Annotated in this window: 9 protein-coding genes and 1 tRNA gene; 6 read left to right on the top strand and 4 right to left on the bottom strand. The window is 67.0% G+C overall.

The features are described from left to right. Positions 1 to 184: 184 nt before the first annotated feature. Both serC and AC1AYX_RS08615 read left to right on the top strand, forming a co-directional pair. Positions 185 to 1,327, top strand: a complete 1,143-nt coding sequence (gene serC / locus AC1AYX_RS08620; RefSeq protein ID WP_476503089.1) for a phosphoserine transaminase — start codon at positions 185 to 187, stop codon at positions 1,325 to 1,327. Between the two features lie 97 nt (positions 1,328 to 1,424). Further along, positions 1,425 to 1,679, top strand: coding sequence for a DUF2530 domain-containing protein (locus AC1AYX_RS08615; protein ID WP_476503128.1), 255 nt, complete (start codon positions 1,425 to 1,427; stop codon positions 1,677 to 1,679). 4 nt (positions 1,680 to 1,683) lie between these two features. On the opposite strand, the gene AC1AYX_RS08610 is transcribed toward AC1AYX_RS08615, so the two are convergent. After that, positions 1,684 to 2,994 carry a sensor histidine kinase gene (locus AC1AYX_RS08610; protein ID WP_476503088.1) on the bottom strand — a complete coding sequence of 437 codons (1,311 nt, stop codon included), beginning with the start codon at positions 2,992 to 2,994 and terminating at the stop codon, positions 1,684 to 1,686. Positions 2,995 to 3,219: 225 nt separating this feature from the next. Between AC1AYX_RS08610 and phoU the strand changes: the two genes are divergently transcribed. After that, positions 3,220 to 3,900 (top strand): phosphate signaling complex protein PhoU, encoded by a 681-nt coding sequence (gene phoU / locus AC1AYX_RS08605; protein WP_034525951.1) that lies wholly within the window; start codon positions 3,220 to 3,222, stop codon positions 3,898 to 3,900. A gap of 306 nt (positions 3,901 to 4,206) precedes the next feature. On the opposite strand, the gene AC1AYX_RS08600 is transcribed toward phoU, so the two are convergent. The 3 genes from AC1AYX_RS08600 to lysS form a co-directional block, all read right to left on the bottom strand. After that, positions 4,207 to 4,947: a phosphoglyceromutase gene (locus tag AC1AYX_RS08600; RefSeq protein WP_034525883.1), complete on the bottom strand. Its 741-nt coding sequence runs from the start codon at positions 4,945 to 4,947 to the stop codon at positions 4,207 to 4,209. A gap of 249 nt (positions 4,948 to 5,196) precedes the next feature. Then, positions 5,197 to 6,261 (bottom strand): 1,4-dihydroxy-2-naphthoate octaprenyltransferase, encoded by a 1,065-nt coding sequence (gene menA, locus AC1AYX_RS08595; RefSeq protein ID WP_476503127.1) that lies wholly within the window; start codon positions 6,259 to 6,261, stop codon positions 5,197 to 5,199. Positions 6,262 to 6,505: 244 nt separating this feature from the next. Next, a complete protein-coding gene (lysS, locus tag AC1AYX_RS08590; protein WP_476503087.1) occupies positions 6,506 to 8,191 on the bottom strand; it encodes a lysine--tRNA ligase in 1,686 nt (561 codons plus the stop codon). Positions 8,192 to 8,483: 292 nt separating this feature from the next. On the opposite strand from lysS, the gene AC1AYX_RS08585 reads away from it, so the two are divergent. The 3 genes from AC1AYX_RS08585 to AC1AYX_RS08575 all read left to right on the top strand — a co-directional run bounded on the left by AC1AYX_RS08585 (position 8,484) and on the right by AC1AYX_RS08575 (position 13,774). Then, positions 8,484 to 8,557, top strand: a tRNA-Pro gene (locus AC1AYX_RS08585). A 206-nt stretch (positions 8,558 to 8,763) separates the two neighbouring features. Beyond that, positions 8,764 to 9,951, top strand: coding sequence for an MFS transporter (locus tag AC1AYX_RS08580; protein WP_476503086.1), 1,188 nt, complete (start codon positions 8,764 to 8,766; stop codon positions 9,949 to 9,951). 214 nt (positions 9,952 to 10,165) lie between these two features. Continuing rightward, the gene (locus tag AC1AYX_RS08575) at positions 10,166 to 13,774 is read left to right on the top strand and encodes a 5'-nucleotidase C-terminal domain-containing protein (RefSeq protein WP_476503085.1); all 3,609 of its coding nucleotides are present in this window, start codon (positions 10,166 to 10,168) and stop codon (positions 13,772 to 13,774) included. The last annotated feature ends 240 nt before the right edge of the window (positions 13,775 to 14,014 follow it).

Raw genomic sequence — 14,014 nt, 5'->3', positions numbered from 1 at the left:
TCACAATTCGCCACCCTACAACGACCCCCACCCTCAGGCAAATCCCCTAGGGGTGTCGAACCGGTTCGAGTCCTTCCCTCCCTCGCCTCCCCCTCATCTTCCGCGCGTCCGCCCATCGGCCGCCGCGCGGTCGATATATGGAGCACGCGACCTGAGCACCGAAGGATTGGCTAGGGTGGTGCGCATGGCCAATACAGTGAACATCCCCTCCGACATGCTGCCCGAGGACGGCCGATTCGGCTCCGGGCCCAGCAAGATCCGCCCCGAACAGGTCGCCGCGCTCGACGCCGGCGCCACCACGCTGCTGGGCACCTCCCACCGTCAGACCCCGGTGCGCCAGCTCGTCGGCTCGATTCGCGAAGGCCTCGAATCCTTCTTCCACGTGCCGGACGGCTACGAGATCGCGCTCGGCAACGGCGGCGCCAGCTGCTTCTGGGAGATCGCCTGCGCCTCGCTCATCACCCGCCAGGCCGCGTTCGGCACGTACGGATCGTTCAGCGCGAAATTCGCCGCCTCCGCCGCGGCCGCGCCGTTCCTCGAGGATCCGGTCATCTATAAGGGAGAGCCGGGCACGTACCGTCTGCCGGAGCCCACCGAGGACGTGGACGCCTACTGCTGGGCGCACAACGAGACCTCCACCGGCGTCGCCGCCCCGGTGCGCCGCGTCGAAGGCAGCGTCGAGCAGGGCGCGATCACGCTGGTCGACGGCACGTCGGCCGCCGGCGCGCTGCCCGTCGACGTCAGCCAGACCGACGCCTACTACTTCTCCCCGCAGAAGGCGTTCGGCTCGGACGGCGGCCTGTGGGTCGCGGTCCTCTCCCCCGCCGCCGTCGAACGCGCCGCACGCGTCGAGGCGAACGTGAGTCTTCCCGGCGCGAGCCGCTGGGTGCCGCCGTTCCTGTCGCTCACGAAGGCGCTGAAGAACTCGCGCAAGGACCAAACGCTCAACACGCCCGCCGTCGCCACGCTCATCATGATGGAGAACCAGGTGCGCTGGCTCAACGACAACGGCGGCATGGACTGGGCGGCCGCGCGCTGCGCCAAGTCCGCGTCGCTGCTGTACTCCTGGGCGGAACGCTCCGACTACGCGAAGCCGTTCGTCTCCGACGAGGGCGCACGCTCCCACTCGGTCGTCACCATCGACCTGGACGACGCGATCGCCGCCTCCGACGTCGTGGCCGCGCTGCGCGAGAACGGCATCGTCGACACGTCCGGATACCGCAAGCTGGGACGCAACCAGCTGCGCGTCGGCGTGTTCCCGTCGGTCGAACCGTCGGACGTCGCCGCGCTCACCGGATGCATCGACTACGTTGTCGAACACCTGTAGCCGGATCGGGCCGGAACCGCGCGACCGGGGCGGAACCCGGGGCGGAACCGCACGCGGCGCATGCTCGGCGGCGTGCGGTAAGGTGGTCGCTGTGAAATTGCGATTCGCCCCGATACTCGACCCCGCGGTGCGCAGGCCGGCGCCCAAGCCGGTGCGCGTGGATCTGCGCACCGTGTTCCTCATCGGCACCGGCCTGTGGTCCGTGGCGTTGATCGCATGCTTCGTCCTCGACGCGCTCGGATTCGACGTCGCCACGCCGCTGATCATCTGCGCGGCTGGCGTCGTCGTCGGCGTGCTCATGCTCATCTGGGAGCATTTCGACCGCTGGGACTACCGGCGTCTCGGCCAATAACGCCTCAGCGGGCGACGGGCAGGGTGAGGGTGAACGTGCTGCCCTGGCCGGGCGCGGACCATACGGCGACGGTGCCGTGGTGGGTGAGCGCCACATGCTTGACGATCGACAATCCCAATCCCACGCCGTCGGCGGTGCGCGCGCTCTGGTCGGCGCCGCGGTAGAACCGTTCGAAGATGCGCGACTGCTCCCGCTTCGGAATGCCCTTGCCCTGGTCGATCACGCGGATCACCGCGTGGCGGCGCATTTCGTCCGCCTCCACGGACACGCCCACGTACCCGCCTGACGGCGAATACTCGATCGCGTTCTCGACGAGCTTGGTCAGGGCCGTGCGGATCTGTCCGGAATCGCCGTTGACGACGAGCGAATCGTCGCCCTCCACGTTCACGTCCACGCCGAAATCGGCGATTTCACGCGCGAGCGACGCCTTCACCGCACGCACCTCGTCCATCACGTTGAGACGGTTCGCGGCGGACGGCACGATCGGCTCCTGCGCCTTGATGAGCAGCAGCAGGTCGGAGACCATGTGGTTGAGATGGTTGCTGGTCGTGCGCACCTCGCGCGCGTCCGCCTCGATGCGGGCGCGGTCGAGCCCCTTCCCGTCCTCGCCGTCGTGCTCGAGATCGTCGGCGAGACGCGACAGCGCCTCGGTCGGCCCGAGCAGCTGCTCGGACACGTTGATGATGAACGAGTCGCGGATCTGCGCGAACCGCACCGTCTCGCTCACGTCGTCGATGAGGACGACGACGTATCGCTCCCCCACGCGCCCGACCGTCACCTTCAGCCAGTTCGGGCGCCGCACGCCGGGCCGCGCGCCCGGCGCGACGCCCGCACCGGAGCGGTTCGTCGCGTCGTCGTCGCCCGACGCGACGAACCGTTCCGGCGTTTCCGTCTCCAGGTCGAAACGGCGCCTGCCGCCGGTGGCGAACACCTCGCGCACCGTCTCCACCACCTTCTCGTTGACGATGCTGTCGTCCTGGACGATGCCGAGACGGTACGATTGCGGGTTCGCGCGCACCACGTCGCCGTCGCGGTCGACGATCAGCGACGCGCTCGGCAGAATCGACAGCAGCGCCTCCGTCGACGCGTCGAGATCGTCGTCGCCGTCCGCGGCGTCGCGGCGTTTGCGCAGACCGCGCGTCTTGCGCCCGATGAGGTTGCCGAGCCATTCCGTGAACGACGCACCTCCCAGCAGACGCTCCACGATCGGTTCGACATGGTCGATGATGAACAACAGGACGGCGAGCGCGATGGCGAGACCCATCACGCCGAAGACCGACGACACGATGATCGACGGCACCGGGGAATCATACATGCGCTCCATTCTCCCACACCGGGCGTGTCGGAAGCGGCGACATGCCGTGTAGTTGAATATCCGGTGAACGTAGTGGTGAACATGCAGCCAACAGCAGATGGCGATTGCGCTACGTTGTCGCGAAAGCGGGAGTACTCGCATAAAATGGGAGAGGTTGCCGTGAGGTACGGGCTACGCCTGACCGTCGCCCGTCCATGGCCGAAGAAAGATGAAAGGCTGAAGACAATGCGCGTTATCTTTAATGAAGAGCTCAAGGCCGTGGCCGACGACCTTGACCGCATGGCGCAGGGTGTGCGCAAGTCCATCCGCGGCGCCGGCGACGCCCTGCTCAAGCAGGACGTGGAGGCCGCCCAGACCGTGATCGACGGTGACATCGAGCTGGACGCCCTCGAGGAGAGCGTCGTCGACCAGTGCGTGAAACTGCTGGCCAAGCAGAACCCGGTCGCCACCGATCTGCGCGTCGTGGTCTCCACGATGCGTCTGGCCACCACGTTCGAGCGCATGGGCGATCTCGCCAAGCACGTGGCCGAGACCGCGCGCCGCGCCTACCCCGCCTCCGCGCTGCCGGAAGGCGCGAAGGAGACGTTCCAGCAGATGCAGGACTTCCTGGACGAGACCTCCGACGACGTGGTGAGCATGCTCGCCGACCGCGACGCCAAGACCGCCGAGCGCATCATCGCCAACGATGACAAGCTCGACGCCCTGCACCACAAGACTTTCGAGTTCGCGCTTGACGAAAGCGTGGAAATCAGCCGTCAGCAGCTCATCGACGTCGTGCTGCTCGGCCGCTTCCTCGAGCGCCTCGGCGACCACGCGGTCTCCGCCGCGCGTCGCGTCGTGTTCATCGTCTCCGGTTTCGATCCGTCGAAGGAGCCAAGCCGTGACGAGGAAGGCTCAATCGAGTAAGGTTCCGTCCGGCTGTCCGGACGGATAACGAATTTCCTCCCTAGGGAGGACCCGGAACGGCGCAATGGCCTTGATTGGTCTTGCGTCGTTTTGTTATATGCGGATGGCTGGTTCAGCACCCCCTCAGTCCGGCGAAGCCGGACAGTTCCCCCTGAAAGGGGGCGCAGGCCACGTCATATGCGCCCCCTTTCAGGGGGAACTGGCGCGCGAAGCGCGACTGAGGGGGTATCGCCATACACGAAAAGGGGACGCTCCTTCTCGGAGCGTCCCCTCTCGTTACCGTGATTCAGTGACGAATCGTCGGGCTCACTTCTGGCCCTGGGCGGCGACGGCGGCGGCACCGGCGGCGGCGGCCTCCGGGTCCAGGTACTCGCCACGCGGCTTGATCGGCTTGAAGTCCTCGTCCAGCTCGTACAGCAGCGGGATGGCGGTCGGGATGTTGACCTTGGCGATCTCCTCCTCGGACAGGTTGTCGAGCATCTTGACGATGGCACGCAGCGAGTTGCCGTGGGCGGCGATCAGGACGGTCTTGCCGGCCTTGAGCTCAGGCTCGATGGCGGACTTGAAGTACGGCTCGACGCGCTTGACGACATCGGCCAGGCACTCGGCTTCCGGAACCGGATCGCCGGTGTAGCGCGGATCGTGGTTCTGCGCGTACTCGTCGTTCGGATCGATCTCGGGCGGCGGGGTCGCGTAGGAGCGGCGCCACAGCATGAACTTCTCGTCGCCGTACTCCTGACGGATCTCCGTCTTGTTCTTGCCCTGCAGAGCGCCGTAGTGACGCTCGTTGAGACGCCAGTTGCGCTCGACCGGGATCCACAGGCGATCCGCGGCGTCCAGCGCGATGTTGGCGGTGTTGATGGCGCGACGCAGCAGGGAGGTGAACACGATGTCCGGGAGGACGTTCTTCTCCTTGAGCAGCTCGCCGCCACGCTTGGCTTCGGCTTCACCCTGCTCGGTCAGCGGGACGTCGACCCAGCCGGTGAACTGATTGGTTTTGTTCCATGCGCTCTGTCCGTGACGGAGCAGTACCAGTTTGTAAGACATACGGCCAGTCTACCGCCAGTCCGGCCCAGACACGAACAATAATCCCACGTTTCTCGGCAACGTTTGGGTAAACAATCGCGCGGATGGTCGGGCGGACACCCCCTCAGTCGGCCTCCGGCCGCCAGCTCCCCCTGAAGGGGGCGCAAGAGAGAGGACCCCGCGAACGCGGACCTTTTTCTGCTCCCCCTTTCAGGGGGAGCTGTCCGGCTTTGCCGGACTGAGGGGGTAACGGATACGAAGGCCCACCGATCAGGTGACGGCGGTGATGCTCCCGTCGGGAGCGATGGCGGCGGGGAACATGAGCAGGGCGAACGCGACGGCGAACCAGAGCGCGTTGATGCCGGCGAACCGCAGCGCGGCGCCGTACCGGCCACGGAACACGTTCGTCACCACGCCGGCGAGGAACGCCGCCCCCAGTACGGCCACGACCGTCAGGAACAGCAATCCCAACCCCCGCATACGCCCGATATGCCCGGTCGCAACGTACGACACCCAGTCGGAGGCGCCGATGCACGGGCCCAGATACAGGATCATCGACAGGATCCACTCCCCCGCCGCGCATACGACGAGCAGAATCCTCGCGCCCCTCGCACCCAATCGCACGGCCAACGTGCGTTTGCCGTGCACGCGGTCATCGTCGATGTCACGCAGATTGTTGACCATGAGCAACATCATCGCGTTGACGCCGCAGCAGACGGCGGCGGTGATCCCCGTCCCGTCGACGCCGTAGTCGCCGGTCCACAGCATCGCACCCACGGTCCAACCGGCGGCGGCCATCGGACCGGGCACCGTGAGCGGCGTCTCGAACGCGATCCGCCACGTGCCGGGCATGCCGAAACCGTCGAAACTCCACGCGACCGCGAATTGCGTGCCGAGCGTGGCGACGAGGCCGAAGAACACGAACACGAACGGCTCGCCGAGTCCCGCGTACCCGTAGGGGTGACGGCCGCCGGTATAGAACCACCCGGCGATGACGCACAACGCGCCGACGCCGATCAGCCAGTACTGCCCGGACAGCACGGCGACGGCGAGACCGCACACGCAGGCGAGCGCTGCGGCGCAGCCGGCCGCGGCGAGCACGCGTTTCGGCGGCACCAGACCGGACGCGACGAGGCGGCGCGGCTTGCCGCTCGCCGCCTCGCTGCCGCCGCGCGACGCGTCCGTGCCGCGGACGCCGTCGGAGTAGTCGTTCGCGAAGTTGACGGCGATCTGGAGGAACAGGGCGACGCCGACGCACAGCAGCGTCATGCCGATGAACCGGACGAGCGCATCGTCGTAGGCGTACCAAGGGTCGAAGCACGGGCCTTTGGCCATCTCCATATCGGCCCAGACGCCCTCGTCGGTCGAAATGCAGCTGCGGGCGGACGAACCGAGCATCTGCCACGCGCAGGCCGCGCCGACCAGCACCGGCGCGATCGACGCGGGCAGCGTCTTCGGACGGATGCCGGACAGCCAGAGGCGCAGTGATGCGTGCGCGCTGTTCGATGATTCCCGATTCATGATGTTTCCCCCATCTATGAATTGGCCCCCTCTGACGAGGGGGCCGAAAGTGATGCTATCAGGCGACGAGGGGCTTGACGAGCGGGAAGGTGATCGTCTCGCGGATCGTCGCGCCGGTCAGGGCGATGAGCAGTCGGTCGATGCCCATGCCCATGCCGCCGGCCGGCGGCATGCCGACGCCGAGCGCCTCGAGGAAGTCCTCGTCGATGTCGCACGCCTCCTCGTCGCCGGCGAGCGCGTCCTTCGCCTGGGCGACGAAACGCTCGCGCTGCACGATCGGGTCGTTGAGCTCGGAGTAGCCGGTGGCCAGCTCGAAGCCGCGCACGTAGAGGTCCCACTTCTCGACCACGCCCGGCTTGGAGCGGTGGCCCTTGACGAGCGGGGAGGTCTCGACCGGGAAATCGCGCACGAAGGTCGGCTCGTAGAGCTTGTCCTCGTAGAAGTGCTCCCACAGGTGCTCGACGAGCTTGCCGTGGTTCTCGACCTCGTCGCGCTCGACGCCGAGCTTGTCGGCGATGGCGCCGAGATGTTCGACGGAGGTGCCCGGATGCTCGGGACCGCCGTTCGGGACGATCTCCTCGCCGAGCGCCTCGGACAGGGAGTCGTACATGCTGATCGTGCGCCATTCGCCGCCGAAGTCGTATTCGGTGCCGTCGAGCAGCGTCACCTTGTGCGAGCCGTACACGTCCATCGCGGTCTTCTGCACGAGCTCCTTGACGAGCTGGCCGATCGTGTTGTACGTGCCGTACGCCTGGTAGGCCTCGACCATCGTGAACTCGGGGGCGTGCGTGGCGTCGACGCCCTCGTTGCGGAAGTCGCGGTTGATCTCGAACACGCGGTCGATGCCGCCGACGAGGCAGCGCTTGAGGAACAGTTCCGGCGCGATGCGCAGGTAGAGGTCCAGGTCGAACGCGTTCATGTGCGTGGTGAACGGGCGGGCCGCGGCGCCGCCGTGCACGGTCTGCAGCATCGGAGTCTCGACCTCGATGAAGTCGTGGTTCGCGAACGTGTGGCGCAGCGAGGCGACCGCCTTGGAACGGTTGCGCACCATGTTGCGGATCTTCTCGTCCGCGATCATGCCGATGTACGGCTTGCGGGTGCGGGTGTCCTCGTTGAGCTCCTTGTGGAGGGCGGGCAGCGGCTGGAGCGCCTTGGCGGCGATCGCCCACTCGGTGGCGAAGACGGAGAGCTCGCCGGTCTTCGAGGAGATGACGCGGCCCTTCAAGTACAGGTGGTCGCCGAGGTCGACGAGCTGCTTGAACTGCTTGAGGGAGTCGGCGCCGATCTCCTTCTTGGAGATCATGCCCTGGATCTTCGTGCCGTCGCCGGCGGAGAGCTGCACGAAGTTGAGGCCGCCCGCGTTGCGGATGAACAGGACGCGGCCGGCGATGCCCACCATGTCCTCGGTCTCCTGGCCGGGCTCGAGCTTGCCGTCGTACTTGGCGCGCACGGATTCGATGGTGTCGGTCACATCGAGGTGGACCGGGTACGGGTTGACGCCGGACTCGAGCATCATCGCGCGCTTGGCGACGCGCATCTGCACCTGCTCGGGGTGGGCCAGCGGGCCGAACTCCTTGTTGGACGGGTCGACGGCCTCGTCCAGGGTGGCGCCGCCCTTGATCTTCTCGCGGATGGTCTCATCCTGCTTGAGCAGCATCTCCGCACGTTCCACCGTGGTCATCTGGGGGACGGCGTTCTCGACGTTCTCGTCCTCGTTCGCTTGGGATTCTTGGGTTTCACACATAGGCACACAGTCTAGCGAGAAGGCGATACACGGCGGGAAATAGGGAGGGGAATGAACGGATTGGGAGCGACGGGGTCGCACGGAATCACCCCCTCAGTCGCGCTCCGCGCGCCAGCTCCCCCTGAAGGGGGCGCAGGGATGGGAGCGGGGCAATCCGTACGCAACACCCCCTCAGTCGCACTCCGCGCGCCAGCTCCCCCGAAGGGGGCGCAGGGAAAAGCGCGGAAAACGGCGCGACACGCCGACGTTTGCATCGCTCGCCCAAACATGTAATATATCACCCGTTGCCAAACGGGCTGTAGCGCAGCTTGGTAGCGCGCTTCGTTCGGGACGAAGAGGCCGCGGGTTCAAATCCCGCCAGCCCGACAACTGAGGAACCGCTGAGAAATCAGCGGTTCCTTTTTTATTCTCTTTGGCCATGGTTCCCTCCCTGACTGTCACTGCCCCCGAAGGCCCGCCGCTCCAAATACGCAAATCCGGTATGGGGTGAGGAGTAGCGTTGCGTATAACGTTTGATGCAAACGTATTCAGAAAACGTGTTTATCAAACTTATTCGTACACCAAGGGGAATCATGAAGAGAAGTCTGCTCGCGCTGGCAGCCGGGTCGTTCATCCTCGGCGCCGCCGAATTCGTGATGATGGGCATCCTGCCGCAGGCCGCGGCCGCCACCAACGTGGATATCCCGACCGCCGGCCACTACATCTCCTCCTACGCGCTCGGCGTGTGCTTCGGCACGCTGATGCTCGTCGTCGGCCGCAAGACCCCGCCGAAGCGGCTCATCATCCTGTTCATGGTCATCGCGTTCGCCGGCAACCTGCTCTCCGCGTTCGCCGTCAACGCGCCCATGCTGCTCGTCACGCGCTTCATCGCAGGGCTCCCGCACGGCGCGTTCTTCGGCACCGCCACATTCGTCGCCAAGACGCTGGCCGACAAGGGCAAGGAGGCGCAATCCGTCTCGCTGATGGTGGCCGGACAGACCATCGCGAACATGCTCGGCGTGCCAGCCGGCACGCTGCTGGCCGAATTCCTCTCGTGGCGTCTCACGTTCGGCTTCCTCGCCGCATGGGCCGCGATGACGGTCGTCCTCGTGGCCGCCTGGGTCCCGGCCGTCGCACCGGTCAAGGACACCGGCATCAAGGGGCAGTTCCGCTTCCTCGCCAAGCCCGGCCCGTGGTTCATCATCGCGGCCATCTTCACCGGCAACGCGGGCGTGTTCTGCTGGTGGAGCTATGTCTCCCCGTGGCTGCAGAAGTCCGGCGGCTGGCAGTCCTCCCTGGTCCCGATGTTCATGATGCTCGCCGGTTTCGGCATGGTCCTCGGCGGACTGGCCGGCGGATGGGTCACCGACCACTGGCGTCACGCCGGCACCGCCGCGCTCGGCCAGTCGGTCTCCTGCCTCGGTCTGCTCATGGTGCTCGTCGTGCCGGGCAACCACGTCTCGACCACCATCCTCACCTTCTGGATCGCGTTCGGCCTGTTCTTCGTCAACGCGCCCCAGCTGCTGCTCATGGCCGAAGCCGGTCAGGGCGGCGGCGAGCTCATCGCCGGCGCCGCCGCGCAGATCGCGTTCAACTTCGGCAACGCCGTCGGTTCCGCGGTCGGCGGCATGACGCTCAACGCGTTGGCGATGAACTACCGGTTCACCGGTCTCGCCGGCCTGCAGCTCGGCATCCTCGGCGTCGCCCTGCTCGCCATCTACTCGTGGCGCTACGAGACCGACACCGACGCCATCCACCGTCTGCGCGAAGTCCACGTGTGAGAGCGGCCGTCGCGCACGCCACTCACACACGTCACGCCGCCCGCGCACCGCGCGTGGACGGCGTGCGCTTGCTCACACTTCACGGAAGTTCACCTCCCGTTCTTCCCCGTCGCCCACCCCGGCCATGTCGCGGCCGTAGCGTGGGCCGTGTCCGGATGAATCGGGCTCCATGACCGCACGGAACCCGACGGACATGACGAAGGGAATCATCATAGTGAAGCAAGTGAAGAGGAACACGCATATCGCGACGAGACTGTTCGCCGCGATGGTCGCCGCGGCGACGCTGTCCGGCGTCGGCGTCGCGACCGCCGCCGCGGGCGAGACCGCGACGAACGCGAGCGACGTCGCCGGCGCGACGGCCGCGTTCGACGCCGCGAAGTACGCGGCCACCAGCGAAGGCCGCTACGACGCCGCCGCAGCCGGCGACGACGCGACCGTCTACTCCGACGGTGCCACGCGCGCCGCCGTCAAGCCGAATCTCGTCCAGCTGCTCGGCGAATACGATGCATACTGGCAGCCGGCCACCGAAAACGCCGGCGGCAAGGTCCTGAACAAGACCGTGCTCGACCACGACGACGATTTCGTCCAGAAGATCAACAACGCGGCGGCGGAAGGCGGCGACGGCAAGACCGCTACGCCGCAGCAGCAGCGCGCGCTCGTCGACGCCGACATGAGCGCCGCCGAGACGCTGCCCGACTCGCTCGGACCGGTCCTCGGCAAGTACTTCTCCGACGGACTCGCCGACGGCAGCCTGAACAAGGTGTCCGACATCTTCAAGTACGACACGATCTCCACCTCGACCGCGAAGAAGCATTTCCAGCACCCGCGTCCGTTCGAGGACCGCACCGACGGCGGCAGGAACGAGATCACCGACATCTCCGCCGGCATCAAGCGCGTGCCCGACTGGACCGACGCGCAGGGCGACACGCACTCCGCCGAATACGACGGCCTCGCCGGATCCGGCTCGTTCCCGTCCGGCCACACGACCGGCGCCTACTCGTGGGGCGTCGCGCTGGCCGGCATGTTCCCGCAGCTCGCGCCTGAGATCCTCGCCCGCACGTCCGAGGCGGGCAACAACCGCATCGTGCTCGGCGTGCACTACCCGCTCGACATCATGGGCGGCCGCATCGACGGCGAGGTCGCGAACGGCTACTACTGGAGCACCTACTACGACAAGTACGTGAAGCCGGCCTCCGACCAGCTGCAGTCGTATCTCGCCGCCAAGTGCGTGGCGGACGGACACGCCACCAAGCAGGACTCCGACTACGCGACCGTGAGTGAGTGCGTCGGCAACCTCGGCGCGAACGCCTCGAACGGCTACACGAACGCGTTCGTCGACGTGGTGAGCAAGGAGCCGGTCACCGACCGCGCCTCCGCGCTGCGTGTCTACACGAACCGACTGACCTACGGCTTCGCGAAGACCACCGCCGGCACCGAGTTCAAGGCACCGGAAGGCTCCGCCGACCTGCTGAAGATCGCGTACCCGAAGCTGCACCGCGACCAGCGTGAGGCGATCCTCACGAAGACCGCGATCGACGGCGGCTACCCGCTCGACTCCACGTCCGACGGCTGGCAGCGCCTCAACCTGGCCGCCGCACTGAGCGCGAAGGTCACGCTGAACGAGAACGGCGACGTCGTCAAGGTCGAGCCGGGCGCGAGCGCGCCGAGCGTGATCGGCGAACAGTACGCCGACAACGGCGGCCACCCGGATTCCGACGGCAACGGCGGCTCCGGTTCCGACAAGCCCGACCAGCCGGGCAAGGACGCCAAGCAGGTGACCGTGTTCGACATCACCGACTTCCACGGCCACATCGAGACCGGCCAGTGGATCGAGGCGGCGTACAAGAAGCTCGCCGTCGACCACAACCCGGGCAACAGCGTGTTCGTCTCCAGCGGCGACCTCGTGGGCGCCTCCCCATTCGAATCCTCCTACTTCCAGGACAAGCCGACCCTTGAGATGGCGAAGGCGTGGGGTCTGAGCGTGAGCGCGCTGGGCAACCACGAGCTCGACAAGGGCACGGGCGACTTCAACGACCGCATCGCCGCCCCGCAGTACGGCGTCGACTGGGTGGCCGCGAACATCTCCGGCGGCAAGCTCACCTCCGATCGTCTCAAGCCGTACACGATCAAGACGATCAACGGCAAGAAGGTCGCGTTCGTCGGCGCCATCACCGCCGACCTCAAGAACGTGGTCTCCCCCAGCGTCATGCAGGGCGTGACCGTGACCGACCCGGTCCAGGCGGTCAACAAGGTCGCCGACCAGCTGTCCGACGGCGACGAGTCCAACGGCGAGGCGGACGCGGTCGTGGCGCTCGTCCACGAGGACGGCGACACGCTCGCCTCCGACGGCGACGGGTTCGACGCGAACGTGGACCTCGTCTACGCGGGCCACAGCCATCGCAACGAGTCCGGCGCCACCACGAAGTCCGGCGCGCCGATCATCGAGGCCGGCAGCTACGGCCGTGACGCGGCCGCGCAGGACCTCTACATCGACGGCTCCGGCAAGGATGCGAAGGTCACCGTGCAGAACGCCTCGCAGTACGCCGTCACGTACGTGACGAACAAGGACGGCACCGCGCCGTCCAAGGGCTTCGAGGGCGACGACAACGGTCCGGCCGCGAAGGTCTACAAGCAGGCCCAGGCGGATTCCGCCGCGGCCGGCGAGCAGGTCATCGGCACCATCGACAAGTCCGCGGACTTCGCGAAGGGCGACTGGTCGGCCGAGACCCAGCTCGGCACGCTGAACGCGGATGCGGCGCTCGAATCCGCGAAGAAGACGGAAGTCGGCAAGAACGCGACCATCGGCTTCATTAACCCGGGCGGCCTGCGCACCGACAACCTCGATCTTGACGGCAACAAGCAGATCACCGTCAAGGAGGCGTACAGCATGCTCCCGTTCGGCAACGACAACAGCGTGGTCGACCTGACCGGCAAGCAGCTCAAGACGGTGCTCGCCCAGCAGTGGCAGATCAAGGACGGCAAGTCCAGCGTGACGCGCCTCGGCATCTCGTCGAACGTGACGTTCGTCTACACGCTCGCGCCCGACGCGAACACCAAGGCGCCGGTCGCGACCGTCACCGACGTGTTCGTCGACGGCAAGCCGATCAAGGACGACGACACGGTCACCGTGGCCGCCAACTCGTTCCTGCTTTCCGGCGGCGACGGGTTCACCGGATTCACCGCGCAGGGCGCGCCGCGCCTGACCGGCACGGTCGACGTGCAGGGGCTCATCGACTACCTGGGCGCCCATCCGGGCGTCAAGGGCGACGAGTCGCCCGCCGGCGTGGAGCTGACGGCCTCGTCCGTCGAAGGGAACACCGCGAAGCTCACGTTCGCCCTGCCGGTGTACGCGAACGGCCCGAAGCCGCTCGCACTCGGCCTGTACGTCAACGGCGTGGACTTCGGCGTCAACGAGCTCGGCTCGGCGAAGCCCTCCGAGTTCACGGTGACGAAGACGCTGACCGCCGATGAGCAGGCGAAGTTCGGCACCGCGGTCGCTTCGGTGAACCCGCAGCTGCTCTACACGCAGGACGAGATCGACGCCGCCAAGAAGGCGCACGCCAACGGTGGCCAAGGCGGCCAGCCCGGTGGCCAGGGCGGCCAAGGCGGCCAAGGCGGCCAAGGCGACAATACGCCGCAGAACCCGACGCCCGGCAAGGGCAACGGCGGCACCGGCGCGAACGGCGCCGCCAAGGGCAACACCGCCAAGGGCAATGGCCTGTCCAACACCGGCGCGTCCGTGGCGGTCGTCGCCGCGGTGGTCGTGCTGCTGGCCACCGCCGGCGGCGTGACCGTCGCCGCGCGTCGCCGTCAGCAGCGCTGACACTGGTTTCGGTGATTCGGTTTCCATCGAAACTGAATCGGAAATCGAATCCGCTGGCCGGGACCTTCCAAGGCCCGGACCACGATCTCCCGGAGAGCCCCGCAGATACGGGGCTCTTCCCGTTCTTGCGTCCCCGATTCGGGAGCAATGGCCTTGTTTCCCGACAACGGGACACCACGGCGGCGCATCATGGCAAGACGGCAACGGTATCGCGGTAGGACGGCAACGGTATCGCCGTAG

Source organism: Bifidobacterium sp. LH_419 (assembly GCF_056356955.1).
The sequence above is the reverse complement of the archived record's forward strand: the minus strand, read 5'-3'. Positions and strand labels throughout refer to the sequence as shown.

Excerpts from the sequence above, each read along its gene's own strand:
- AC1AYX_RS08580 (WP_476503086.1), top strand. The coding sequence starts at position 8,764 with ATGAAGAGAAGTCTGCTCGCGCTGGCAGCCGGGTCGTTCATCCTCGGC.
- AC1AYX_RS08610 (WP_476503088.1), bottom strand. The coding sequence starts at position 2,994 with ATGTATGATTCCCCGGTGCCGTCGATCATCGTGTCGTCGGTCTTCGGC.
- lysS (WP_476503087.1), bottom strand. The coding sequence starts at position 8,191 with ATGTGTGAAACCCAAGAATCCCAAGCGAACGAGGACGAGAACGTCGAG.
- AC1AYX_RS08600 (WP_034525883.1), bottom strand. The coding sequence starts at position 4,947 with ATGTCTTACAAACTGGTACTGCTCCGTCACGGACAGAGCGCATGGAAC.
- menA (WP_476503127.1), bottom strand. The coding sequence starts at position 6,261 with ATGGCCAAAGGCCCGTGCTTCGACCCTTGGTACGCCTACGACGATGCG.
- serC (WP_476503089.1), top strand. The coding sequence starts at position 185 with ATGGCCAATACAGTGAACATCCCCTCCGACATGCTGCCCGAGGACGGC.
- phoU (WP_034525951.1), top strand. The coding sequence starts at position 3,220 with ATGCGCGTTATCTTTAATGAAGAGCTCAAGGCCGTGGCCGACGACCTT.